The sequence below is a fragment of the Streptomyces sp. NPDC002133 genome, from assembly GCF_040296405.1.
Lineage (GTDB): Bacteria > Actinomycetota > Actinomycetes > Streptomycetales > Streptomycetaceae > Streptomyces.
In genome coordinates this window covers 1-22568 of sequence record NZ_JBEOXF010000003.1, presented here as the reverse complement: position 1 = coordinate 22568, position 22568 = coordinate 1, and the positions used below count along the sequence as shown (strand labels likewise).

The following is a 22568-nucleotide window of genomic DNA, read 5'->3' as shown; positions in this document are numbered from 1 at the left end:
GTACGGTCGCCGCATGACCAACACGCAGTGGCGCGCCTTCGCGGCGGCCGGGACCACCGTCGTGCTCTGGGCCTCGGCCTTCGTCTCGATCCGCAGCGCCGGTGCGGAGTACTCCCCCGGCGCGCTCGCCCTCGGCCGGCTGCTCGCCGGGACCCTGGTGCTGGGAGCGATATGTGCCGTGCGCCGGGAGGGACTGCCGCCCCGGGCCGCCTGGCCGGGGATCGCGGTCTCCGGCCTGCTCTGGTTCGGGCTGTACATGGTGGCCCTGAACTGGGGTGAGCAGAAGGTGGACGCGGGCACGGCGGCGCTCGTGGTCAATGTCGGACCGCTGGTCATGGCGCTGCTCGCGGGGTGGCTGCTCGAGGAAGGGCTGCCGCCGCGGCTGCTCGCCGGGATGGGGGTGTCGTTCGCGGGCGCGGCCTTGGTCGGCCTGTCGATGTCGGGCGAGGGCTCGGCGTCGGTGCTCGGCGTCGTGCTGTGCCTGCTGGCCGCGGTGTCGTACGCGGGCGGGGTGGTGGGCCAGAAGCCGGCGCTGCGGCACGCGTCCGCGCTCCAGGTGACGACGTGGGGCTGCGTGATCGGGGCGGTGGCGTGTCTGCCGTTCGCGGGGGTGCTGCTCCGCGAGGCCGCCGACGCCTCGGTGTCCGCGACGCTCAACATGGTCTACCTGGGCGTGTTCCCGACCGCGCTGGCCTTCACGACGTGGGCGTACGCCCTGGCCCGTACGACCGCGGGGAAGATGGGCGCGACCACGTATGCCGTGCCCGCGCTGGTGGTGCTGATGTCCTGGCTGTTCCTGGACGAGGTGCCGGGCCGGCTGACCCTGCTGGGCGGTGTGGTGTGCCTGGCGGGTGTGGCCGTGTCGCGCTCGAGGTCCCGCGGGCCGGTCCGGGAGGACCGGACCGGCGCCACGGAAGCCGCCTCGGCGGCAGGGATCACTCCCGGGCAGCCGCCCGCTTCGCGAGAATCCTGATCGACACGAGTGCGATGACGGCCAGGCCGATGATGTAGCCGGAGACGGCCATCGAGGTGCCGGTCGCCTCCAGCAGCAGCACCATGACGAACGGCGCCAGGCCGCCGCCGAAGACGGCGGCGATCTGGTAGCCGAGCGAGGCGCCGGTGTAGCGCATCTCGGCCGTGAACAGCTCGGCGAAGAGCGCGGCCTGCGGCCCGTACATGATGCTCAGGAAACAGCTGGTGACGAAGGTGCCGACAGCCAGCCACAGCAGTGACTTGGTGTCGATGAGCAGGAAGAGCGGAACGGCCCAGACCAGCAGGCCGACCGCGCCGAACGCGTAGATCTTCAGCCGTCCGATGCGGTCCGAGAGTGCGGCGGACGCGGGTATCAGCGCGAGCTGGGTGAGGCTGACGGCGAGCGAGACGGTGAGCACCGCGCTTCGCTCCATGCCGAGTTCGCGGGTCGAGTAGTCCAGCACCCCGGTGATGATGATGTAGAAGGTCGCGGTGTTCACGGCGAAGGAGCCGCCGGCGAGGAACACCGTGCCGAGGTGCTTGCGCAGGATCGTCCGGAGCGGGGAGCGGGCCTCGCTCTTCTCCTGCTCGGCCAGGGCGCGTTCGGCCTGGCGGAACTCGGGGGTCTCCTCGACGCGGGTGTGGATGTACCAGGCGAGGACGAGGACCAGGAAGCCGACGAAGAACGGCACCCGCCAGCCCCAGGACGCGAAGGTGGCGTCGTCGGTGAGGGAACCCGCGACGAGGAACACGGTGTTCGCGGTGACCACACCGATGGGCACACCGAGCTGGACGAGGCTGCCGTACAGCCCGCGCTTGCCCTCGGGGGCGTACTCGGTGGCCATCAGCATCGCGCCGCCCCACTGGGCGCCGACGGCGATGCCCTGCATGACGCGGAGCAGCACGAGCAGGACCGGCGCGGCGATGCCGATCGTCTCGTACGTGGGGAGGAGGCCGATACCGGCGGTGGCCACGCCCATCAGGGCCAGCGCGAGGACGAGCATCGGCTTGCGGCCGTGCTTGTCGCCGAGCTGGCCGGCGATGATTCCGCCGACGGGGCGGGCGAGGAAGCCGACCGCGAAGGTGGCGAAGGCGGCGAGCACTCCGGCCGACGCGCTGCCCGCGGGGAAGTAGAGATCCCCGAGGACGAGGGCGGCGGCGATGCCGAAGACGAAGTAGTCGTACCACTCGACGGCCGACGCGAGGGCGGCCGCGGTGGCCACGCGTCGGCGGTGCCGGTCGGTGGGGGCGGTCGCGTGCGACGTACCGGCGACCGGGGAAGGGGGAGTCGTGTCCATGGGTGCACACTCCGATGGGTGCGGGGGACGAGGAGTGCGGGGACCGTACCGACCGGTGGGTATGACGGTCAACGGGTCGCGCAGCAGGAGTTTTTGCTCGATCATTACCCGCTGGTAACCATCGCGTCGGACAGCAGCACGAGCACCCCGGCCGCACAGGTGTGCGGCCGGGGTGACCGGTGAGGCGATGGGGCCCGGTCGGCGCCGCCCGGTGAGCGCCGTGGCCCGGTCGGCAGCGTCAGAACACGACCAGCGCCCGACCGCCCTTGCCCGCCAGCATGTTGTCGAAGGCCGCCGGAATGCCGTCCAGACCGATCCGCTCGGTGACCAGCGCGCTCAGGTCGAGCCGCCCCGCCCGGACGTGCTCCGCCAGCACCGGGAGGTCCCGCACCGGATCGGAGTTCCCGTACACGCAGCCCGAGAGCGTACGGCCCCAGTGGAACAGCTCCAGCGCGTTGAAGGTGATCTGCTGGTCCTTGCCGCCGATGCCGACCACCGTCGTACGCCCGCCGCGCCTGGTCGAGTCCCAGGCCGTGCGGATCGTCTCGGCACGGCCCACGCACTCGACGGCCACGTCCGCGCCCCGACCGCCGGTCAGCTTGCGGATCTCCTTCGCCGTGGTGGCGGAGGCGACGACGTACTCCGTCGCTCCGGCCCGGCGCGCGAGGCCCTCCTTCTCCGGCGACACGTCGACCGCGACGACCGGCCCGGCCCCCGCGATCCGCGCGGACTGGAGCGTGGCGAGGCCGACCCCGCCGACGCCGAGGACGACGACCGACTCGCCCTCGCGGACACGCGCCGAGTGGTGGACGGCCCCGTAGCCGGTGAGGACCGCGCAGCCGAGGAGCGCGGCATCGGTGAGCGGGACACCGTCCGGGACCGGCAGGACGCAGTTGGCCGCGACGACGGTCTCCTCGGCGAACGCGGCCACATTGAGGCCCGGGTGCAGCTCCGTGCCATCCTCCGTGACGGCGTACACGCTCCCCGCACCCGTGAGGGCGTCGGCGCAGAGCCAGACCTCGCCGATCGAGCAGTGGTGGCACTTTCCGCACGACGGCGCCCAGTTGAGCACGACGCCGTCGCCGGGCGCGACATGGGTGACGCCCTCGCCGACGGAGACGACCGTGCCCGCGCCCTCGTGGCCGAGGACGGCGGGCACGGGCACCCGCATCGTGCCGTTGGACAGGGACAGATCGGAGTGACAGACCCCGGCGGCGGCGAGGCGCACCCTCACCCGGCCGGGGCCGGGCTCGGGAAGTTCGATGCCGGTGATCTCCAGCGGGGAACCGACGGCGGGAAGTACGGCTGCGCGGACCACGGTTGCGGGCTCCTCGGAACGGATCGTGACAGAACGGGGCGGCTGGACTCGGGCCGGTTCGGAACGGCTCAGAACTGCAGGGACTTGGTCTGGAGGTACTCGGCGAGGCCGTGCGGCCCGAGCTCCCGCCCGACGCCCGACTGCTTGTAACCCCCGAACGGTGCCAGCGGGTTGAAGCGGCCGCCGTTGATGTCGACCTGGCCGGTGTCCATGCGCCGCGCGAACGCGACGGCCTCCTCCCGCTGTCCCCACACCGCGCCCGCGAGGCCGTACACCGTGCCGTTGGCGATCCGCAGGGCGTCGTCCTCGTCCTCGTACCGCAGGATCGAGACGACCGGGCCGAAGATCTCCTCCTGCGCGATCGTCATCTCGGGCGTGACGTCGGCGAAGACGGTCGGCGCGACGTAGTAGCCGGTCTCGCGCGGCGCCTCGGGGCCGCCTGCCACGACCCGCGCACCTTCCGCGATGCCCTGCTCGATGTAGCCGCGGACCCGCCGCTGCTGCTTGGCGTTGACGAGCGGGCCGAGCCGCTCGCCGGGCGTGTACTTGGCGACGGCCTCGGCGGCGAGTGCCACGGCCTCGTCGTAGTGGTCCCTGTGCACGAGCATCCGGGTCCAGGCGCTGCACGTCTGACCGGAGTTGGACATGACGTTGGCGATTCCGACGTTGACGGCGCGGGCGAGATCGGCGCCCGGCAGGATCACGTTGGCGGACTTGCCGCCGAGCTCGAGGGCCACGCGCTTGACGGCGGCGCCCGCGGTCGCGCCGATCTGCCGGCCGACGGCGGTGGAGCCGGTGAAGGAGACGAGGTCCACACCGGGGTGCTCGGCGAGTGCCTGTCCCGCGACCGGTCCGAGGCCGGTGACCAGGTTGAACACGCCCGCAGGCAGCCCGGCCTCGTGCACGGCATCCGCGAAGAGCTGCGCGGTCAGCGGGGTGTCCTCGGCGGGCTTGAGGACGACCGTGCAGCCGGCGGCGAGTGCGGGGGCGACCTTCGCGACGATCTGGTGGAGCGGATAGTTCCAGGGCGTGATCGCGCCGACGACGCCGACCGGCTCCAGGAGCACGGTGGAGTTGCCGATCGTCTCCTCGAAGGAGTACGAGGCGGCCAGCTCGGCGTACGAGCCCGCGACGAGGAGGGGCAGGCCCGCGTGGACGGCCTCGGCAAGCTGCCGCGGCGCGCCGAGTTCGGCGGTGACGGTCGCGGCGATCTCGTCCTTGCGGGCGGCGAGTACGTCCCGGAGCGCGACGAGCTTCGCGGCGCGCTCGGCGGGCGGGGTGGCGGCCCAGCCGGGGAAGGCGGCGCGCGCGGCACGTACCGCGGCGTCCACGTCCTGCGGGGTGCCGGCCGGGACGTGGGCGATGACCTGCTCGTCCGCGGGGTTCACCACCGCGATGGTGTCGGCGCCGGCGGCGGGCTGCCAGGTGCCGCCGATGTACATGCCGTCGTGGGCCTTCATCCGCTGTCTCCTTCGGGCGTGACTCGGTGCTCGTCCGTCGTCGACGCCCAAACTAGCGGTGTTAGTTTCCTGTGCGCCAGGGCGGGCCGGGGGCTGAGGCCCCCCGATTTTCCCCCACGCGCGCCTCCCGGCGACCTCGACCTGCGGCTCCGCCCCGTGGCGGGAGGCCTTCGCCCCGCAGCCCGCTCCGGGCTCCGCCCTCGCGTGCCGGGGCCGATTCCAGCGGCGCCGGGGCCATGTCCCACGGCGCCGGGGCCGTTTCCAGCCCCTCGCGCTTGAGCACGGCCACCCGGGCCCACTCGCCGGTACCGGAACCATTTCCCCCGGGACCGGGCACGTCCCGGGAGTCCGGGGGCGTACCTGGGTCCGGGGGCGTACCTGGGTCCGGGGGCCTGCCCCCCACGGCGCGGAGCCGCAAGTCGACGCGGCCGGGAACGCGGGGTGGGGAGAAGCCCCCGGTCAGGCAGGCGCCTGGCCGAGGGCCGTCGTCGGCGGCTGGGCCGGGCGGACCGTGGGGGGCGAGATGGACGTGACACGCGCCGCCGGGGTGCTCGCGATCGCGTGGGGCGCGGCCGCCGTGGGCGGGTTCGCCGGCTGGGCCTGCCCCCGTTCGTCGGGGGTCTTCGCCACCGACGACCACGTGCGCAGCCGATGGCTGGCCGCCTCGTCGAGACTCACGGGCGCCCCGCGCTGCTCGGCCAGCCGACTCGCCTCGCGGCCGAGCGCGGCCACATCGTCCCAGCGCAGCCGCAGCACCACCGACAGTTCGGCGCCTCCGTCCGGGAGGCCTTTCATGATCGGACCGTCACCTTCGCTCATTGCGGCTCCCGTCGTTGACGCAAGGACGCTTCTCCGGACGGCCAGTAGTACGTACCGTGCGCGTCCCGTGTTCAGCGCCCCGTTCGGAGCCGCCCGCCCGCAGCCCCAGCCCCGCCGCGACCAGCAGGAGGGCCCCGAGCATCACGAACGGCGCCGGTGCCGGCGACCCCTGCGACGAGACCCGCCGACGCGGGCGCGGCGACCTGGCCGAGACGGTTGCCGATGAGGCGCAGGGCGAGCGCGGTGGAGCGGGCCTCGGCGGGGGCGGCCCGGACGACCGTCGTCATCGACAGCGGCTGGCCCACGCCGAGGCAGAAACCGAGCACCGCGAGCATCACGGCGAGCGCCCACACCGGGACGGGCAGCGCCACGCCGGCGCACAGCAGACCGGCGAGCAGACAGGTGACCGTGAGCAGAGCGGTGCGGCCGAGGACCCGGATCATCGGGGTCATGACCAGCCGGCAGGCGATCGTCGCGGCGGCGCGCAGGCTCAGCAGCAGCCCGATGACGGACGGGGCGATTCCCCGGTGCTCACCGATCGCGGTGCTGTCGGCGACGGACATCCTCACCGCGTACCTCCCGGTGAGCCGGCGGTCCGGATGACGTCAGGTGCCGTTCATCGCCGTCAACAAGGTGTTGACGTGTGAGCAATACGAGCAAAAGCCCAGGTCATCGCGTTGCCGATACCTCCACGGGGAAGCCGTTGAGCACCGCGGTGCCGGACAGCGGATCGAGGCGCGAGCCGTCCAGCAGCTGGTTCACATTGACTCCGGGACTGGCCGCCGCCACCGACATCCGTGTGCCCGGGCGGTCGTGGCCCCAGCCGTGCGGGAGGCTCACCACGCCGGTCCGGACGGCGTCGGTGATCTCGACCGGGACCTCCAGCTCACCGCCGTCCGCCGCGATCCTGGCCCGGTCTCCGTCGTCGAGGCCCAGCCGGGCGGCGTCGGCGGGGTGGATCTGGAGCGTGCAGCGATTGGAACCGCCGGCGAGCGTGGCGACGTTGTGCATCCAGCTGTTGTTGGAGCGCAGATGCCGGCGGCCGACGAGGACGAGCCGTTCGTCCCGCTCCTCCAGGGCACGCCGCAGCCGCGGCAGATCGGCTTCGACCTCCGCCGGGAGCAGTTCCACGCGCCCGCTGCGGGTCTTCAGGATCTGGGGGATCCGGGGCTGCAGCGGGCCGAGGTCGATGCCGTGCGGGTGGGCGAGCAGATCGTCGAGGGTGATGTCGTACGGGCCGAGGCGCAGCATCATGTCGAGGCGCCGCTCGGGTCCCGTGCCACCGCTCAGTTCGGCCGCCACTTCCTTGGCGTCGCGGCCGTGCACGGGCGAGTGCGGATCGGCGACGGCCTTGGCGAGCGCACGCTCGATGACCATGTCGTCGACCGCGGAAGGGGCTGCGCCGTGCATTCCGCTCACGGCGAGGATGAGCCGGGCGTGGATCTCGCACTCGTCCATGAGTCCGGCGTCGAGCGGTACGGCAGCAGGCGTGTAGCGGGCCTGGTTGCGTACGGCGAGGGCGTTGAACGCGAAGTCGAAGTGGGCGCTGCGGGAGGGCGGCGGCGGGGGCAGGACGACGTCGGCGTGGCGCGAGGTCTCGTTGAGGTAGGGGTCGACGCTGACCATGAAGTCCAGGCGGTCACCCAGCGCACGGTCGAGGCGGTCGCCGTCGGGCGCGGACAGCACCGGGTTCGCGGCCACGGCGATCACGGCCCGGATCCGCCCGTCACCGGGCGTCTCGATCTCCTCGGCGAGCGCGGCGATGGGCAGTTCGCCCTTGGCCTCGGGGTGGCCGCTGACCCTGCTCGTCCAGCGGCCGAGGACGAAGCCCTTGCCGGGGTGGGGTTCCTCGTGCCGGAGGCCGGAGGACGGGCGGGGGGCGCGGTCGGTGGCCGCGAGCGGGAAGAGAGCGCCGCCGGGCCGGTCGAGATTGCCGGTGAGGATGTTGAGGACGTCGACGAGCCAGCTGGCGAGGGTGCCGTGTTCGACGGTGCAGCTGCCGATGCGTCCGTACACGGCGGCGGTCGGGGCGGCGGCGAGCTCGCGGGCGATCGTACGGATGTCGTCGGCGTCCATGTCGCAGGCCGCGGCGACGGCTTCGGGGGCGAAGTCCCGTACTGCTTGGCGCACTTCGGCCACGCCCTGCACGTGCGGGGCGAGGTTCCCGAGGTCCGTGAGCCCTTCCTCGAAGAGGACGTGGGCGAGGGCGGCGAGCAGCAGCGCGTCGGTGCCGGGGCGGATGGCGACATGGCGGTCGGCGAGCTCGGCGGTGCGGGTGCGGCGCGGGTCGACGACGGTGAGGCTGCCGCCGCGACGGCGCAGCGCCTTGAGCTTGCCGGGGAAGTCGGGGGCGGTGCAGAGGCTGCCGTTGGACTCCAGCGGGTTCGCACCGAGGAGCAGCAGATGGTCGGTGCGGTCCAGGTCGGGGACGGGAATGGCGATCGCGCTGCCGTAGAGCAGTCCGCTGGAGACGTGCTTGGGCATCTGGTCGAGGGTGGAGGCGGTGAAGATGCTGCGGGTGCGCAGCACGGAGAGCAGGACGGGCGGGTAGAGCCCGCCGGCCATGGTGTGCACGTTCGGATTGCCGAGGACGACGCCCACGGCGTTCGGTCCGTGTTCCTCGATCAGCGGGCGTATCCGGGCGGCGACGGTGTCGAAGGCCTCGTCCCAGGTCGCCTCGCGCAGCTCGCCGCTGTCGTCGCGGACGAGAGGCCTGCGGAGGCGGTCTGGGTCGGCGTCCAGCTGACCGAACGATGCTCCCTTGGGGCAGATGAAGCCCTGGCTGAAGACGTCGTCCTGGTCGCCGCGTGCCCCTGTGACGCGACTGCCCCGGATGGTGAGGGTCAGCCCGCAGGTGGCCTCGCAGAGGGGGCAGATGCGCAGGGCGGTACGGGTGGCGTCGGTTCCTGACATGGGGCCCTCCCGGGGCGGCGGCAGCGATGACGCGCGGGCGCCCCAGAGCATACCGACCGGTACGCATGATGGGGAGGTGCCGGCGACGGGGAAGGGCTTTCCGGTGCCGCGTCCGGGTGGCAGCCGTCCGGTTCAGTCCAGCACACGGGCGAGGTACGCGTACAGCAGCTCCCGGGTCTCGGTGATGATCTCCGCGTCGCCCGACGGGTCGACGCGGAAGGCGAGTTGGAGGAGAGCGTCCGCGGCCTCGACCGCGATCAGGGTGGTACGCCGCAGGGCCGCGTCGGCGCTGCGGCCCAGATGGCCGGAGAGCAGTTCGGCGAGGCGGTCGGCGACCTCGCGGTTGGCCCCGGCGGCGGGCGCGGCGACGGGGATGCAGTACCCGAAGTCGACCAGCGCGAAGCCGGGCACGGTCCGTTTCATCGCCAGGTACTCGTCGAGCACGGCGTCGACGACGCCGCGCCGGTCCGCGGCCGTCAGCGCGGCGATCCGTGCCGTGACCCGCTCGGCATACGTGTCCAGATTGCGGTGTGCGAGCGCCTCGGCCATGGCCCGCTTGTTGCCGAAGAAGCGGTACACCGAGCCGATGGGGACGCCCGCGCGGGCCGCGACCGCGCGCGTGGACAGGTCCTCGTAGCCCGTCTCGTCCAGGAGTTCGGCGCAGGCGTTCAGGATCCGGGTCAGCCGCTCGGCGCTGCGCTGCTGCACGGGCGTACGGCGGAGGGAGTGGGCTGAGGCCATCGCTCCATCATGCCGCCGCCGGCGCGACGGGGGGATGCCGTTGGCATGGGCGGGGGATGTCGTTGACGAGGGCCGCCACGCAATCCTACTGTCAACCATAGGATTCCTTGGACGGGTACCGGACGCATCGGGAGTGCGGATGAGCGGCATCGAGCAGGCGAGGAAAACGGCCGAAGGGCTGGAGTACGTGTCGGGCTTCGGCAACGAGCACAGTTCGGAGGCCCTGCCCGGCGCGCTGCCACTCGGTCGGAACTCGCCGCAGCGGGCACCCCTCGGGCTCTACGCGGAGCAGCTCAGCGGATCCGCCTTCACCGAGCCGCGCGCCCACAACCGGCGCTCGTGGCTGTACCGGATCCGTCCGTCGGCCGCGCATCCCCCCTTCGTACGCGCCGACAACGGCGCCCTCCGCTCCGCGCCCTTCACCGAGACCGTGCCCGACCCGAACCGGCTGCGCTGGAACCCGCTGCCGGAGCCCGCCCCCGGCACGGACTGGCTGGCCGGTCTGTGGACGCTCGGCGGCAACGGCGACGCCACGCAGCGCACGGGCATGGCCGTGCACCTCTACCACGCCAACGCCTCCATGGAGCGGCGGGTGTTCAGCAACGCGGACGGTGAGCTGCTCATCGTCCCCGAGCAGGGCGGGCTGCTGCTCCGCACCGAGCTCGGGCTGCTCGCCGCCCGGCCCGGCGAGGTGGCACTCATCCCGCGCGGCGTGCGGTTCCGCGTGGAGCTCCTCGACACCGCGTCCGATGGCGGGCAGGGCCCGACGGCCCGGGGCTATGTGTGCGAGAACTACGGACAGCCGTTCCAGCTCCCGGATCTGGGCCCGATCGGGGCGAACGGTCTCGCGAACGCACGGGACTTCCGGGCGCCCGTCGCCGCGTACGAGGACGTCGAGGGCGAGGTGGAGGTGGTCAACAAGTTCTGCGGGAATCTGTGGACCGCGACGTACAGCCACTCTCCGCTCGACGTCGTGGCTTGGCACGGGAACCATGTGCCGTACGTCTATGACCTGCATCGGTTCAATGTGCTCGGGACCATCTCTTACGACCACCCGGACCCGTCCATCTTCACGGTGCTCACCTCGCCGAGCGACACCCCCGGGCTCGCGGGTGTGGACTTCGTGGTCTTCGCACCGCGCTGGCTCGTCGGCGAGAACACCTTCCGGCCGCCGTACTTCCACCGCAATGTCATGAGCGAGTACATGGGCCTCGTCGAGGGCGCGTACGACGCCAAGGCGGAGGGCTTCGTCCCGGGCGGCGGGTCGCTGCACAACATGATGTCCGCGCACGGGCCGGACCGGGAGACCTTCGACCGGGCGAGCGCCGCCGAACTCAAGCCGCAGAAGATCGACGACGGTCTTGCCTTCATGTTCGAGACCCGCTGGCCGGTGACCGCCACCGCCCAGGCCGCGAACGCCGACCATCTGCAGAGGGGGTACGACGACGTGTGGCAGGGTCTTGAACGCCACTTCCGGTCCTGATACGGAGTTGCCGTGACCGCCTTCGCCCCCGACTCGCTCGTCCTGAACCGCAAGCTGCCGCTGTGGTACCAGGTCTCGCAGTCCCTCCGGGCCTCGATACTGGGGCGCCGGCCGCACGATCCGCTGCGCCTGCCCACCGAGGAGCAGCTCGCCGAGCACTACGGCGTCAGCGTGCTGACCATGCGGCAGGCGCTGAAGGAGCTCGAGACGGAAGGGCTGATCAGCCGGCACCGGCGGCGCGGCACCTTCATCGAACCGGGGGCGCGGCGCAGTGCGCCGAGGCGGCTGCTGGGCTCGATCGACGCGATCGTGGCCCAGCAGTCGGGCGAGCGGACGACGGTGCTGGGGCACGGCCCCTCCCCCGTGCCGGGCGAACTCGCCGAGTACTTCACGGACGTGGACGAGATCGTGACGTACCGCAGGCTGCGCTGCGACGGGGAGAGCGGCGAGCCGACGAACTGGGCGGAGAACGCGGTGCGGACGGACATCGCGGCCGGGCTGAAGGTCGCGGACCTGGAGCGCTGGCCGATGACGAAGGTGCTGCGGGACTCCGTCGGGGTGAGGATCAGCAGGATCACCGACACCGTGGAGGCGCGGCTGGCCGACCCGGAGACGGCGGAACTGCTCCAGGTGCCGCTGTTGTCGCCGATCCTGCACTACACGGGGGTGACGTACGACGACGAGGGGCGGGTGGTGGATGTGGCGCGGATCCGGTACCGGGGTGACCGGTTCTCGTTCTCGGTGACCGTCGAGACGGAGTGATCGGCAGTGAGCGACGCCGTGCTGCTCGACGACGTGATGCCCTGGTCCACCGGACCCCTGCGGCTCGGCCGGAGCTGGCCGGTCGCCCCGGATGTGCGGACGCTCGGGGCGCGTTGGGACACGCTCGTACGGGCCGAGGGGGACGCGCGCCGGACCCTGTTCCGCGAGACGCGGGCGCGCAGCCTGCACACCGCCGTCGCCGCGCTGCCGGGGCAGTCCACCGGGACGGCGCGTTTCGCGCGTGAGCACGGCCCGTGTCCCGAACCCGTGCGGATCGCCCATGGCCCGTTCGACGAGCAGTGGGTCGTCCCCGATCACCGTCTGATCGACGTCGCCCGGCCGGAGTTGTGGCGCGTCGCCGACGGACGGCAGCTGTTCGCCGTGGAGCAGGGGTACGTGCCGGGTGCCGCGGGTCCCGCGCTGCTGGTGTCGGGGGTGCTGCCCGAGGGGCGCTCCCCGGCCGGGCGCCCGGGCCGGATACGGCCCTTGTACCGGAGGCCCGGCGGGGTCGAGCCCAATCTCGCTCCCGGCCTGGTGGAGGCGCTGACACGTCGTTACGGGAGCGGGGTCGCGCCGGAGGACGTGCTGGCCTGGGTCGTGGCCACCGGGCGGGCGACGGCCAAGGGGTGCGTCGTGCCGTTCACCTCGGATCCCGGGGTGTGGGCGGGCGGTGTGGACCTGGGGCGGCGGATCGTCGGGATTCAGCTGAGGGGTGCGCGCGGCGGTGAGCGGCCGAGGCTGCCCGGTGGCCGGCGGCCGTATGTGCGGGCCGCGATCCCGCCACGGCCCGGGGAGCTCGCGTACGACGCCGATGAGGAGGCACTGCTGGTCGGTGAGGGGCGGATCGCACCCGTGCCGGTGGGGGCGTGGGAGTTCCAGGTGGCCGGTGCGCGCGTCCTGGAGCACTGGTTCGAGCGGCGGACGGCCGAGGCCGAGCCGGGCACGCTGGAGGCGATCCGGCCGGGAGCCTGGCCGCAGGAGTGGACGTCGGAGCTGCTGGAACTCATCACCGTGCTCGCGCTGCTCGGTCAGCTGGAGGCGGCGCGGGCGGAGCTGGGCAAGGAGGTCGCGCGCACGGAGCCGGGTGATCCGGGGCTGGCGCCCGTGCCCGGGTCGGCCCGGCGGCCGGCGTCGGTGCTCGATCATCACGAGGAGGGTCCGGAGGGACAGTTCGCGCTGCTCTAGGGGGCTCCAGGAGGTGCGTTCCTCCGCCGTCCGCCGGTGCCCCGAGGGTGACAAAGGTGGTACCTACACGGTAGTACGGCTCCCATGAGCCAACCGCTGCCCCTGGACGGCGTCACGGTCGTCGCCGTCGAACAGGCCGTCTCGGCGCCCTTCGCCACGCGTCAGCTCGCCGACCTCGGCGCGCGCGTCATCAAGGTCGAACGCCCGGACGGCGGCGACTTCGCCCGCGGCTACGACACCGCCGCCCAGGGGCTGGCCTCGCACTTCGTCTGGTGCAACCGCGGCAAGGAGTCGCTCGCCGTCGATCTCAAGGACCCGCGGGGCGTCGCGCTGGTGCGCCGGCTGATCGCGGACGCGGACGTGTTCGTACAGAACCTGGCGCAGGGGGCCGCGCAGCGGCTCGGGCTGGATGCGGCCGCACTGTGCGCCGCGCATCCGCGGCTGGTCGCCGTGGACATCTCCGGGTACGGGGCGGACGGACCGTACGCCCACAAGCGGGCCTACGACATGCTCGTCCAGTGCGAGGCGGGGCTCGTGTCGGTGACCGGGACCGCCGAGCACCCCGTGAAGGCCGGGATCCCGGCCGCCGACATCGCGGCCGCGATGTACGCCTTCTCGGGTGTGCTCGCGGCGCTGCTGCGGCGGGCGACGACCGGACGGGGCGGGGTCGTGGAGATCTCGATGCTGGAGTCACTCGCGGAGTGGATGGGGCATCCGCTGCACCACGGGATGCACGGAGGCGAGGCACCGGCGCGCACCGGCGTGGCGCACGCCGTCATCTCGCCGTACGACGCCTATCCGACGGCCGACGGCGGACAGGTGCTCCTTTCGGTGCAGAACGACCGCGAGTGGCGGCGGCTCGCGGAGTCGGTGCTGGAGCGCCCGGAGCTCGCGGAGGATCCGGCGTTCGCCACGAACCGGGCGCGTACCGCGAACCGGGAGAAGACCGACACGGTCGTCGCCGAGGCGCTCGCGCGCCTGGACGCGTCGGAGGCCGTCGCCCGGCTGGAGGCGGCGGGCATCGCCTGCGCCCGCCTCAACACGGTCGCGGACCTGGCCGACCACCCTCAGCTGACGGCCCGCTCCCGCTGGCGGGAGGTCGCATCGCCCTCGGGCCCGCTGCGGGCCCTGCTGCCGCCGATCACGCTGCCGGGCGGCCCGGACGCGCCGATGGGCGCGATCCCCGCGCTGGGCGAGCACACCGACGCGCTGCTGCGGGAGGCGGGCCTGACGCAGGAGGAGATCACGGAGCTGCGCGGTGCCGGCGTGGTGGCGTGAGAGACCACTCGGCCGGGCAGGGCGTCTGATCCGCCGCACGGGCGATCGCGGCCTCCACCGCCGTACGGGCGCCTTCGGCATCCACGGATCCTCGACGGGATGCCCTTTGTAGCCTGTTTTGTTCGTGCCCTTCGACACAGCCGGACGTTCACCCGTACGGCTGACACGAGGCCTGGAGCGTCATCCGCTCCGGGCCTTTGACCTGTGACGATGCCAGGCCAGGGCCCACGAGAGCGACGAAACCCCTACAGCAGCCGAGGCCAGGCACAACAGGCGAGTCGAGTGAACGCTGGATAAACTCCCCGTTTGCCGTGCGCGCAACAAGAATGCGGAGCGCGATCGCCCGACAGACGGAGAGTGAGACACGTATGAACGAGACCTCGTGCATAGTGCCGGCCGGCGATCGGTGCGCTGGATGACCGTCGCCCCGGAGACCCCGGCCCTCATCGACCCGCTCCTCGACGACACGCCCGCACCTGCACCGGCGCTCTTCGCCGCCGGGGGCGCCCCGGCCGAGCGTACGCTCCTCGACATCCTCGACGAGACCGCGCGCCGGCACCCTGACGCGCAGGCCGTGGACGACGGCGTCGGGCCCCTCACGTACCGCGCCCTCCTCTACGAGGTCGAGACGCTGCGGCTGCGGCTCGCCGGGGCCGGGATCGGCACGGGCGACCGGGTCGGGGTACGGGTGCCGTCCGGGACCGCCGATCTGTACGTCTCCGTCCTCGCCGTACTCGCGGCCGGCGCGGCGTACGTCCCCGTCGACGCCGAGGACCCCGACGAGCGCGCGGATCTCGTCTTCGAGGAGGCCGCGGTCAGCGCCGTGATCGGCGCGGGCCGCCGGATCCTCCCGATCGGCACGCCGTCCGGCGTCACCGGGCACCGCCCCGGCCCGGACGACGACGCCTGGATCATCTTCACGTCCGGCTCCACCGGCAGGCCCAAGGGCGTCGCCGTCACCCACCGCAACGCGGCTGCCTTCGTCGACGCCGAGGCGCGGCTCTTCCTGGCGGACGCCCCGCTCGGCCCGGGCGACCGTGTGCTCGCCGGGCTCTCCGTCGCCTTCGACGCCTCCTGCGAGGAGATGTGGCTGGCCTGGCGGCACGGCGCATGCCTGGTGCCCGCCCCCCGCTCCCTCGTACGCACCGGCCTCGACCTCGGCCCCTGGCTCGTCGAGCAGCGCATCACCGTCGTCTCGACGGTCCCCACACTCGCCGCGCTCTGGCCGGCCGACGCGCTGGACGACGTACGCCTGCTGATCTTCGGGGGCGAGGCATGCCCGCCCGAACTGGCCGAGCGCACGGCCGTCGCGGGCCGCGAGGTCTGGAACACCTACGGCCCCACCGAGGCCACCGTCGTCGCCTGCGCGGCCCCGCTGACCGGCTCAGGGCCGGTACGCATCGGCCTGCCCCTGGACGGCTGGGAGCTCGCGGTCGTGGACGCCGGCGGCGAGCTCGTCGCCATGGGCGGGACCGGCGAGCTCGTCATCGGCGGCGTCGGCCTCGCCCGCTACCTGGACGCGGCCAAGGACACCGAGAAGTACGCCCCGCTGCCCGCCCTGGGCTGGGACCGCGCCTACCGCAGCGGCGACCTCGTCCGGGCGGAGCCTGAGGGCCTGCTGTTCGTCGGCCGCGCCGACGAACAGATCAAACTCGGCGGCCGCCGCATCGAACTCGGTGAGATCGACGCCGCCCTCCAGGCCCTCCCTGGCGTCGCCGGCGCCGCCGCTGCGGTCCGCACGACCACGGCGGGCCACCAGCTCCTGGTCGGCTATGTGGTCCCCAACCGCGGCACGGCCGACCTGGACCCCGACGGCCTCGGGGCGACCTCCACGGCCGGCGCCCTCCGCGACGCCGACGCGGCCGGCGCGGTCCCCGACACCGAGGACATGTCCGTTCCAGCCGGCGACGGCGTGGGTGACTTCGACGTCGTCGATGCGGTGGCGCGACTGCGCAAGGAGCTTCCCGCCGCCCTCGTGCCGCTCATCGCCGTCGTGGACGATCTGCCGACCCGGACCTCCGGGAAGGTGGACCGGGATGCGCTGCCGTGGCCGCTGCCGAGTGCTGTTCCGGAGGTCGCCGACGGGGCGGCAGCGTTCAGCGAGGCCGAGGCGTGGCTCGCCGAGCAGTGGGGTGAGCTGCTCGGCGTGCCCGTCGCCGGGGTCGATGCCGACTTCTTCGTGAGCGGTGGCGGCAGTCTCGCCGCCGCGCAGCTCGTGTCGCGGATCCGGGAGCGGTACGGCACCGGGTCCGTCGGTGACGTCTACCAGAACCCGGCGCTCGGAGCGCTCGCGCGGACGTTGGAGGAGACCTCCGACGGGAAGGCGAAGGTCCGAGCCGTGCGGCCTGTGGCGCGGTGGGCCGGGACCGTGCAGGTGCTGCTCATGCTGCCGCTGCTCGGCGTCGCCGGGCTGCGCTGGGGCGTGGTCGCCGCCGCCGTCAACAACGTCGTCGGGCTGCCGTGGGCGCCCACCGTGTCCTGGTGGTGGGTGGCGCTCGGCTGGCTGCTCGTCGGCAGTCCGCCCGGGCGGATCGTGATCGCGGCGGGCGGAGCGCGGCTGCTGCTGCGCGGCGTGCGCCCCGGCACGTACCGGCGGGGCGGTCGCACCCACCTCCGGCTGTGGACCGCCGAGCGGCTCGCCGAGCTGAGCGGTGCGACCGGCCTGGCCGGCGTGTGGCTCACGTACTACGCGCGGGCGCTCGGCGTCCGCATCGCCGAGGACGTCGATCTGCACGCCCTGCCGCCCGTCACGGGACTGCTGCGGCTCGGCAAGGGCGCCGCCGTCGAACCGGAGGTCGATCTGTCCGGGCACTGGCTGGACGGCGACCGGCTGCGGGTCGGCTCCATCCGGATCGGGGCGGGTGCCACGGTCGGCGCCCGCAGCACGCTGTTCCCGGGCGCACGCATCGGCAAGCGGGCCGAGGTCGCCGCCGGCTCCGGCGTGGCCGGAACCGTCCCGGCGGGCGAGCGCTGGGCGGGCGTGCCGGCGTCCCGCAAGGGCAAAGCCAACCGTCGCACCCCCGAACACCGGCCGGTGCGCCGGCGCCGCTGGACGGCCGTCTACTCCCTCACGTCCCTCGGCCTGACGCTGCTGCCGGCCCTCGCGGCGGTCCCCGGACTGCTGGTCATCGGCGTCTTCCTGCGCGGCCGTGCCGCCGTCGGCGAGGCGCTGGCGGCCGCGCTGGCCGCCGTCCCGCTCGCGACGGTCGCCGCCATGATCACGTACGCCCTGCTGATCCTCGCCGGGGTACGTGCACTCGGCGTCGGCCTGCGCGAGGGCTACCACCCGGTCCACGGCCGGATCGCCTGGCAGGCGTGGGCCACCGAGCGGCTCATGGACATCGCGCGGGTGCATCTGTTCCCGCTGTACGCCAGCTTGTTCACGCCCGTGTGGCTGCGGGCGCTCGGCATGAAGGTGGGCCGCGGCGTCGAGGTGTCGACGGTGCTGGCGCTGCCGGCGATGACCGCGGTCGGCGACGGCGCGTTCCTCGCCGACGACACGATGGTCGCGAGCTACGAGCTCGGCGGCGGCTGGCTGCACATCGCCGAGGCACGTGTCGGCAAGCGCGCCTTCCTCGGCAACTCCGGGATGACGGCCGCGGGCCGCCGGGTGCCGAAGCGGGGCCTCGTGGGTGTGCTGTCCGCGACACCGAAGCGGGCGAAGCCGGGCTCTTCCTGGCTCGGCATGCCGCCGATGAAGCTGCCCCGGGCGGCCGAAGAGGGGGACCAGAGCCGCACCTTCACCCCGCCGACGCGGCTGAAGTGGGCCCGTGCGTGCGTCGAACTGTTCCGGGTCGTGCCGGTCATGTGCGGCGTGGCGCTCGCCGTGCTCGCGTTCATGGCCTTCGCTCTGCTGGCCGGGCGTTTCGGCTTCGCGGTCGCGGTGCTGAGCGGTGGCGTGGTGCTGGCGGCCGCGGGACTGGTGGCCTGTCTGGTGGCGATCACGATGAAGTGGCTGCTGGTCGGCCGGTTCCGGACGGTCGAGCATCCGCTGTGGTCGTCGTTCGTGTGGCGCAACGAGCTCGCCGACACGTTCGTGGAGGTGCTGGCCGTGCCGTGGCTGGTCGGCGCGACCGTCGGCACGCCCCTGATGAACCTGTGGCTGCGCGGCCTCGGCGCCCGCATCGGCCGCGGCGCCTGGTGCGAGACGTACTGGCTGCCGGAGGCCGACCTCGTCACCGTCGGCAGCGGCGCCAGCGTGAACCGGGGCTGTGTCGTGCAGACCCACCTCTTCCACGACCGGATCATGCGCATGGACAATGTCGTTGTCGGAGCGGGTGCGACGCTGGGTCCGCACGGCATCGCGCTGCCCGGCGCGGTGATCGGCGACCGCGCGGCGGTCGGTCCGGCTTCGCTGGTGATGCGCGGGGAGAGCGTTCCCGCGGACACCCGCTGGCTGGGCAACCCGATCGCGGCATGGAAGCAGTGACGACGGGCGCGGCCCGCGACGAGGCCGTGAGCACAGGAGCGGCACGTGCCGGTGCGGCGAGCACCGGCGCGGCCGCGCAGCACGAGCGCGACAGCGCGGCACAGGGCATGACCGGAGGACGCACCACCGTGACGGATTCGTACCTGCCGCAACACGGCGACAGCGGCTACCGGACGACCGAGTACGACCTGGAGCTGGACTACCGTCCGCACACCGGCCGGCTCGCCGGCCGGGCCAGGATCAGCGGCGTCGCCGAGCGCGCGCTGCCCGAGGTCGTCCTCGACCTCGGGCAGTTCCGCCTCACCAAGGTTCTGGTGGACGGCGGCCGCCCGGCCCGGTACACCCATCGCGCCGACAAGCTGCGGGTACGTCCGGCACGGCCGCTGCGCGCCGGGGCCGCCTTCACCGTGGAGGTGCGCTACACCGGCGTCCCGCACCCCGTGCGCACCCGCGACTGGGGCGACGTGGGCTGGGAGCACCTGGAGGACGGCGCGCTGGTGGCCTCGCAGCCGAGCGGCGCACGGTCCTGGTTCCCGTGCAACGACCGCCCCGACGACAAGGCGCCCTACCGGATCGCGGTGACCGCCCCGTCGCCGTACACGGTGGTCGCGAACGGCATGCTCACCTCCCGTACGATCAGCGCCTCGACCACCACCTGGGTGTACGAGCAGCCCGCGCCGATGGCGAGCTATCTCGCGACCGTCCAGATCGGGCCGTACGACCTGGTCGAGGTGGAGCACGCGGGTGCCGTCCCGCAGCCGGCCGCGGTGCCGCGCGAGCTGATCGGCCGTTTCGAGCGCGACTTCGCCCGGCAGCCGCAGATGATGACCGTGTTCACGGACCTCTTCGGCCCGTACCCCTTCGACGACTACGCGGTGGTGGTCGTCGACGAGGAGCTCGAGGTGCCCGTCGAGGCCCAGGGCCTCTCGATCTTCGGCGCCAACCATGTCGACGGGCGGCGCGGCAGCGAGCGCCTGGTCGCGCACGAGCTGGCCCACCAGTGGTTCGGCAACAGCCTGACCGTCGCCGACTGGCGGCACATCTGGCTCAACGAGGGCTTCGCCAAGTACGCCGAGTGGCTGTGGTCCGAGATGTCCGGCGGCCCGTCGGCGTCGGCCATGGCGGCGAAGTCCCGGGCGCGGCTCGCGCTGATGCGGCAGGACGTCAGGATCGGCGATCCGGGACTGCGGCGGCTGTTCGACGACCGGGTCTACGAGCGGGGCGCGCTGACCCTGCACGCGCTGCGCACGGAGATCGGGCACGCGGCCTTCGTGGGGCTGCTGCGCGAGTGGACGGCGACCCATCGGCACGGCGTGGTGACGACGGAGGAGTTCGTCGCCCTCGCCCGCCGGCACTCGGCGCGACCGCTGGACAAGCTGTTCACGATGTGGCTGTACGAGACGAAGCTGCCGGCCCTGCCGCAGCAGCGCCGCTGACACGTGCGTCCGGGGCCGACCGGGTGCCGCGCACGTGGGGCCTGGGCAAGAGGGGGTCCGGCCCCCGCCGGCGGGGATTCACCCGGCAGGGGCTCACAAACAGGGCGTGTGGAGAAGACCGGTGTGGACGGAATGAGGGGCCGTGTCGGGGTGGTCGGACCGTGCAGGCCGGGCGAAGCGCGGGGGACGGGTGCGCGTGAACGGTCACGCGAGCCCGGCACCGCCGGCCGGCCACCCCGCCTGGCTACTGGCCGCGGCTGCCGAACAGTGAGCGCCGCAGCCTGCGCAGCGGCGCGAAGAGGGAGACGCGCGCGCTCTTGCTTCTGTGGGTGTGCGCCACGTCACGCGACGTGAGCTCGCGCATCAGCGACGTCGCCTCTGCCGTCTCGACCTGCGGGACGGCGGGGCCGCCCAGCACCGAGAGATGGCGGTCGAGACGCGAGCTGGTCGCACTGCTCCCGCATGTGATCGCAGGCACTCGCGGCCTGCTGCGCACCGTTATCTGTTCCATGTCACTCCCCACCCGTTCGAGGGCACCCGGCCCGGGCAGGTTAACCCTATCGCCCCGCGACGACACTCGTGTATCCCGGTCGCAGGATTCACCGCACTCGTACGGGTGTTGACGACTACTCTACGAATCCATCTGATTCCAGGGCGAGTTGGACAGTTGCCGAACAGCCACCAATCCTCCGGCCCCCTGTCTCCGAATGCAGGTCACCAGGCACTTCCGGATACCTCGCTCAGGAACAGGACGGATGCGATGACCACTGTGAACAGGAGCGCACGGGGGCGCAAGAGTCTCGCCGCGCTCGTCTGCGGTGCGCTGGCCGCCGGGGGGCTCGCGGCCGCCGGCGTCACCACCTCCCTCGCGCCGGGGGCGGCGAACGCCTCCAGCCACCGTGAGGCGCCGCTGATCTCGGGCCAGCCGCAGTACGACAACACCGACGTGTACGCCTTCGTGAGCCCGGACAAGCCGGACACGACGACGATCGTCGCCAACTGGCTGCCGTTCGAGGAGCCCGCGGGCGGGCCGAACTTCTACCGCTTCGCCAAGGACGCCCGCTACGACATCCACATCGACTCGGACGGCGACGCGCAGGGCGATCTGCTCTACCGCTGGACGTTCAAGGACCACGTACGGAACGGCGACACCTTCCTGCACAACACCGGCCCGGTGACCAGCCTCGACGACCCGGACCTCAACATCACCCAGACGTACGACATCGAACTGCTGCGGCTGCGGAACCAGCATGTGATCTCCACCACGAAGATCGCCGACGATGTGCCGGTCGCCCCCTCCAACGTGGGCAAAGCCTCCATGCCGGACTATGCGAAGCTGAGGGAGCAGGCGATCCGTCAACTGCCCGACGGCAGCACGGCGTTCGCCGGGCAGGCCGACGACCCGTTCTTCCTCGATCTGCGCGTCTTCGACCTGCTCTACGGAGGCGATCTGTCGGAGGTCGGCCGGGACACGCTCAAGGGCTACAACGTCAACACCATCGCCCTCCAGGTGCCGTCGGACCACATCAGGCAGTCGGTCGGGCAGCCGGTGATCGGCATCTGGTCGACCACGCACCGCAGGAACGCGAGCGGCCACTGGACCCAGGTCTCACGGCTCGGGATGCCGCTCGTGAACGAGGTCGTCGTTCCCCTCAATGCGAAGGACCGCTTCAACGCGTCGTCGCCGTGGAACGACGCGGACTTCCTGCCGTTCGTCACCAAGCCCGAGCTGCCGAAGCTGATCGAGGCCATCTACAAGATCGACGCTCCGCAGGAGCCGCGGAACGACCTCGTGTCCGTGTTCCTCACCGGCGTGAAGGACCTCAATCAGCCGCCGAACGTCCGGCCCGCCGAGGCGTTGCGCCTGAACACCGCGATCCCGCCCGCCTCCGAGCCCAAGCGCCTCGGTGTGCTGGACGGGGACAACGCGGGCTTCCCGAACGGGCGGCGGCTCACCGACGACGTCATCGACATCTCTCTGCAGGTCGTCGAGGGCGAACTGCTCGGCCAGAAGAACGACTTGGGCGACGCGGTAAACGCCAACGACCAGCCCTTCGGCGACGCCTTCCCGTATGTCGCGCTGCCGGCATCGGGCTCGAACGGCCCGCTCGCCCAGGGGCAGGGCGGCGGCAACCGGAGCCAGCTGGAGGGCGGCTCGGCCGAACTGACGGCGTCGGCCGGCGACAACGGCACCCTGGTCACCACCTCGCTGGTGGCCGCGGGCGCAGGGATCGTGCTCGTGGGCCTCGGTCTGGCGTGGTGGCGCATGCGGCGGCGCGACGGGGCGGTGCTGTGATGCCCGTCGCGGGCTTGCGGAAGTGGCGGCTCGCGGCCGCGGTGGCGGGGCTGGCCCTGGCGCTGACGGCCGCGGGAGCAGTCGTGGGCGGCGCGGGCGAAAGCCCCGCCGCCGGGGCGGCGGCGTCCGCGAAGGGGTCGTAGGCGGGCGGCCTTCCGCACCGCCGACGTCGCCGACT

Annotated in this window: 16 protein-coding genes and 1 pseudogene; 9 read left to right on the top strand and 8 right to left on the bottom strand. The window is 72.8% G+C overall.

Annotated elements, in window-relative coordinates; translation table 11 throughout:
• Positions 1–13: 13 nt before the first annotated feature.
• On the top strand, positions 14–973 hold the full coding sequence (locus ABT078_RS04715) for a DMT family transporter (RefSeq protein WP_351223807.1): 960 nt from the start codon (positions 14–16) through the stop codon (positions 971–973).
• On the opposite strand, the gene ABT078_RS04710 is transcribed toward ABT078_RS04715, so the two are convergent.
• The 7 genes and pseudogenes from ABT078_RS04710 to ABT078_RS04680 all read right to left on the bottom strand — a co-directional run bounded on the left by ABT078_RS04710 (position 936) and on the right by ABT078_RS04680 (position 9521).
• Positions 936–2270 carry an MFS transporter gene (locus ABT078_RS04710; RefSeq protein WP_351223805.1) on the bottom strand — a complete coding sequence of 445 codons (1335 nt, stop codon included), beginning with the start codon at positions 2268–2270 and terminating at the stop codon, positions 936–938. The genes ABT078_RS04715 and ABT078_RS04710 overlap by 38 nt on opposite strands.
• A 238-nt stretch (positions 2271–2508) precedes the next feature.
• On the bottom strand, positions 2509–3588 hold the full coding sequence (locus ABT078_RS04705) for a Zn-dependent alcohol dehydrogenase (RefSeq protein WP_351223803.1): 1080 nt from the start codon (positions 3586–3588) through the stop codon (positions 2509–2511).
• A gap of 68 nt (positions 3589–3656) precedes the next feature.
• Positions 3657–5048, bottom strand: a complete 1392-nt coding sequence (locus tag ABT078_RS04700; RefSeq protein WP_351223801.1) for an aldehyde dehydrogenase family protein — start codon at positions 5046–5048, stop codon at positions 3657–3659.
• A 459-nt stretch (positions 5049–5507) separates the two neighbouring features.
• Positions 5508–5843, bottom strand: a complete 336-nt coding sequence (locus tag ABT078_RS04695; protein ID WP_351223799.1) for a hypothetical protein — start codon at positions 5841–5843, stop codon at positions 5508–5510.
• A 10-nt stretch (positions 5844–5853) separates the two neighbouring features.
• A pseudogene (locus ABT078_RS04690) lies at positions 5854–6471 on the bottom strand (MFS transporter); the annotation flags it as partial.
• A 65-nt stretch (positions 6472–6536) separates the two neighbouring features.
• Complete coding sequence (locus tag ABT078_RS04685; RefSeq protein WP_351223797.1) at positions 6537–8780, bottom strand: molybdopterin oxidoreductase family protein; 2244 nt, start codon at positions 8778–8780, stop codon at positions 6537–6539.
• Between the two features lie 132 nt (positions 8781–8912).
• A complete protein-coding gene (locus tag ABT078_RS04680) occupies positions 8913–9521 on the bottom strand; it encodes a TetR/AcrR family transcriptional regulator (RefSeq protein WP_351223795.1) in 609 nt (202 codons plus the stop codon).
• 139 nt (positions 9522–9660) lie between these two features.
• Here ABT078_RS04680 and hmgA point away from each other — a divergent pair, with 139 nt between their 5' ends.
• From hmgA to ABT078_RS04650, 6 genes are all read left to right on the top strand, one after another.
• Positions 9661–11004 carry a homogentisate 1,2-dioxygenase gene (gene hmgA / locus ABT078_RS04675; RefSeq protein ID WP_351223793.1) on the top strand — a complete coding sequence of 448 codons (1344 nt, stop codon included), beginning with the start codon at positions 9661–9663 and terminating at the stop codon, positions 11002–11004.
• A gap of 12 nt (positions 11005–11016) precedes the next feature.
• Positions 11017–11766, top strand: a complete 750-nt coding sequence (locus tag ABT078_RS04670) for a GntR family transcriptional regulator (RefSeq protein WP_351223791.1) — start codon at positions 11017–11019, stop codon at positions 11764–11766.
• Between the two features lie 36 nt (positions 11767–11802).
• Positions 11803–12951 carry a type ISP restriction/modification enzyme gene (locus ABT078_RS04665; RefSeq protein ID WP_351224386.1) on the top strand — a complete coding sequence of 383 codons (1149 nt, stop codon included), beginning with the start codon at positions 11803–11805 and terminating at the stop codon, positions 12949–12951.
• A gap of 84 nt (positions 12952–13035) precedes the next feature.
• Positions 13036–14229 (top strand): CaiB/BaiF CoA transferase family protein, encoded by a 1194-nt coding sequence (locus ABT078_RS04660; protein ID WP_351223789.1) that lies wholly within the window; start codon positions 13036–13038, stop codon positions 14227–14229.
• 415 nt (positions 14230–14644) lie between these two features.
• Positions 14645–18658 (top strand): Pls/PosA family non-ribosomal peptide synthetase, encoded by a 4014-nt coding sequence (locus tag ABT078_RS04655; RefSeq protein WP_351223787.1) that lies wholly within the window; start codon positions 14645–14647, stop codon positions 18656–18658.
• 107 nt (positions 18659–18765) lie between these two features.
• On the top strand, positions 18766–20094 hold the full coding sequence (locus ABT078_RS04650; RefSeq protein WP_351224384.1) for a M1 family metallopeptidase: 1329 nt from the start codon (positions 18766–18768) through the stop codon (positions 20092–20094).
• Positions 20095–20338: 244 nt separating this feature from the next.
• Here the strand turns inward: ABT078_RS04650 and ABT078_RS04645 are convergent, their stop codons facing one another.
• Positions 20339–20605: a hypothetical protein gene (locus tag ABT078_RS04645; protein ID WP_351223785.1), complete on the bottom strand. Its 267-nt coding sequence runs from the start codon at positions 20603–20605 to the stop codon at positions 20339–20341.
• Positions 20606–20854: 249 nt separating this feature from the next.
• Here ABT078_RS04645 and ABT078_RS04640 point away from each other — a divergent pair, with 249 nt between their 5' ends.
• Together ABT078_RS04640 and ABT078_RS04635 are read left to right on the top strand one after the other, a co-directional pair.
• Complete coding sequence (locus tag ABT078_RS04640; protein WP_351223783.1) at positions 20855–22390, top strand: DUF4331 domain-containing protein; 1536 nt, start codon at positions 20855–20857, stop codon at positions 22388–22390.
• On the top strand, positions 22390–22533 hold the full coding sequence (locus ABT078_RS04635) for a hypothetical protein (RefSeq protein ID WP_351223781.1): 144 nt from the start codon (positions 22390–22392) through the stop codon (positions 22531–22533). The genes ABT078_RS04640 and ABT078_RS04635 overlap by 1 nt, the downstream gene beginning before the upstream one ends.
• Positions 22534–22568: the final 35 nt, after the last annotated feature.

Excerpts from the sequence above, each read along its gene's own strand:
- ABT078_RS04715 (WP_351223807.1), top strand. The coding sequence starts at position 14 with ATGACCAACACGCAGTGGCGCGCCTTCGCGGCGGCCGGGACCACCGTC.
- ABT078_RS04710 (WP_351223805.1), bottom strand. The coding sequence starts at position 2,270 with ATGGACACGACTCCCCCTTCCCCGGTCGCCGGTACGTCGCACGCGACC.
- ABT078_RS04700 (WP_351223801.1), bottom strand. The coding sequence starts at position 5,048 with ATGAAGGCCCACGACGGCATGTACATCGGCGGCACCTGGCAGCCCGCC.
- ABT078_RS04695 (WP_351223799.1), bottom strand. The coding sequence starts at position 5,843 with ATGAAAGGCCTCCCGGACGGAGGCGCCGAACTGTCGGTGGTGCTGCGG.
- ABT078_RS04685 (WP_351223797.1), bottom strand. The coding sequence starts at position 8,780 with ATGTCAGGAACCGACGCCACCCGTACCGCCCTGCGCATCTGCCCCCTC.
- ABT078_RS04680 (WP_351223795.1), bottom strand. The coding sequence starts at position 9,521 with ATGGCCTCAGCCCACTCCCTCCGCCGTACGCCCGTGCAGCAGCGCAGC.
- hmgA (WP_351223793.1), top strand. The coding sequence starts at position 9,661 with ATGAGCGGCATCGAGCAGGCGAGGAAAACGGCCGAAGGGCTGGAGTAC.
- ABT078_RS04665 (WP_351224386.1), top strand. The coding sequence starts at position 11,803 with ATGCCCTGGTCCACCGGACCCCTGCGGCTCGGCCGGAGCTGGCCGGTC.
- ABT078_RS04660 (WP_351223789.1), top strand. The coding sequence starts at position 13,036 with ATGAGCCAACCGCTGCCCCTGGACGGCGTCACGGTCGTCGCCGTCGAA.
- ABT078_RS04655 (WP_351223787.1), top strand. The coding sequence starts at position 14,645 with ATGACCGTCGCCCCGGAGACCCCGGCCCTCATCGACCCGCTCCTCGAC.
- ABT078_RS04650 (WP_351224384.1), top strand. The coding sequence starts at position 18,766 with ATGACCGGAGGACGCACCACCGTGACGGATTCGTACCTGCCGCAACAC.
- ABT078_RS04645 (WP_351223785.1), bottom strand. The coding sequence starts at position 20,605 with ATGGAACAGATAACGGTGCGCAGCAGGCCGCGAGTGCCTGCGATCACA.
- ABT078_RS04640 (WP_351223783.1), top strand. The coding sequence starts at position 20,855 with ATGACCACTGTGAACAGGAGCGCACGGGGGCGCAAGAGTCTCGCCGCG.
- ABT078_RS04635 (WP_351223781.1), top strand. The coding sequence starts at position 22,390 with ATGCCCGTCGCGGGCTTGCGGAAGTGGCGGCTCGCGGCCGCGGTGGCG.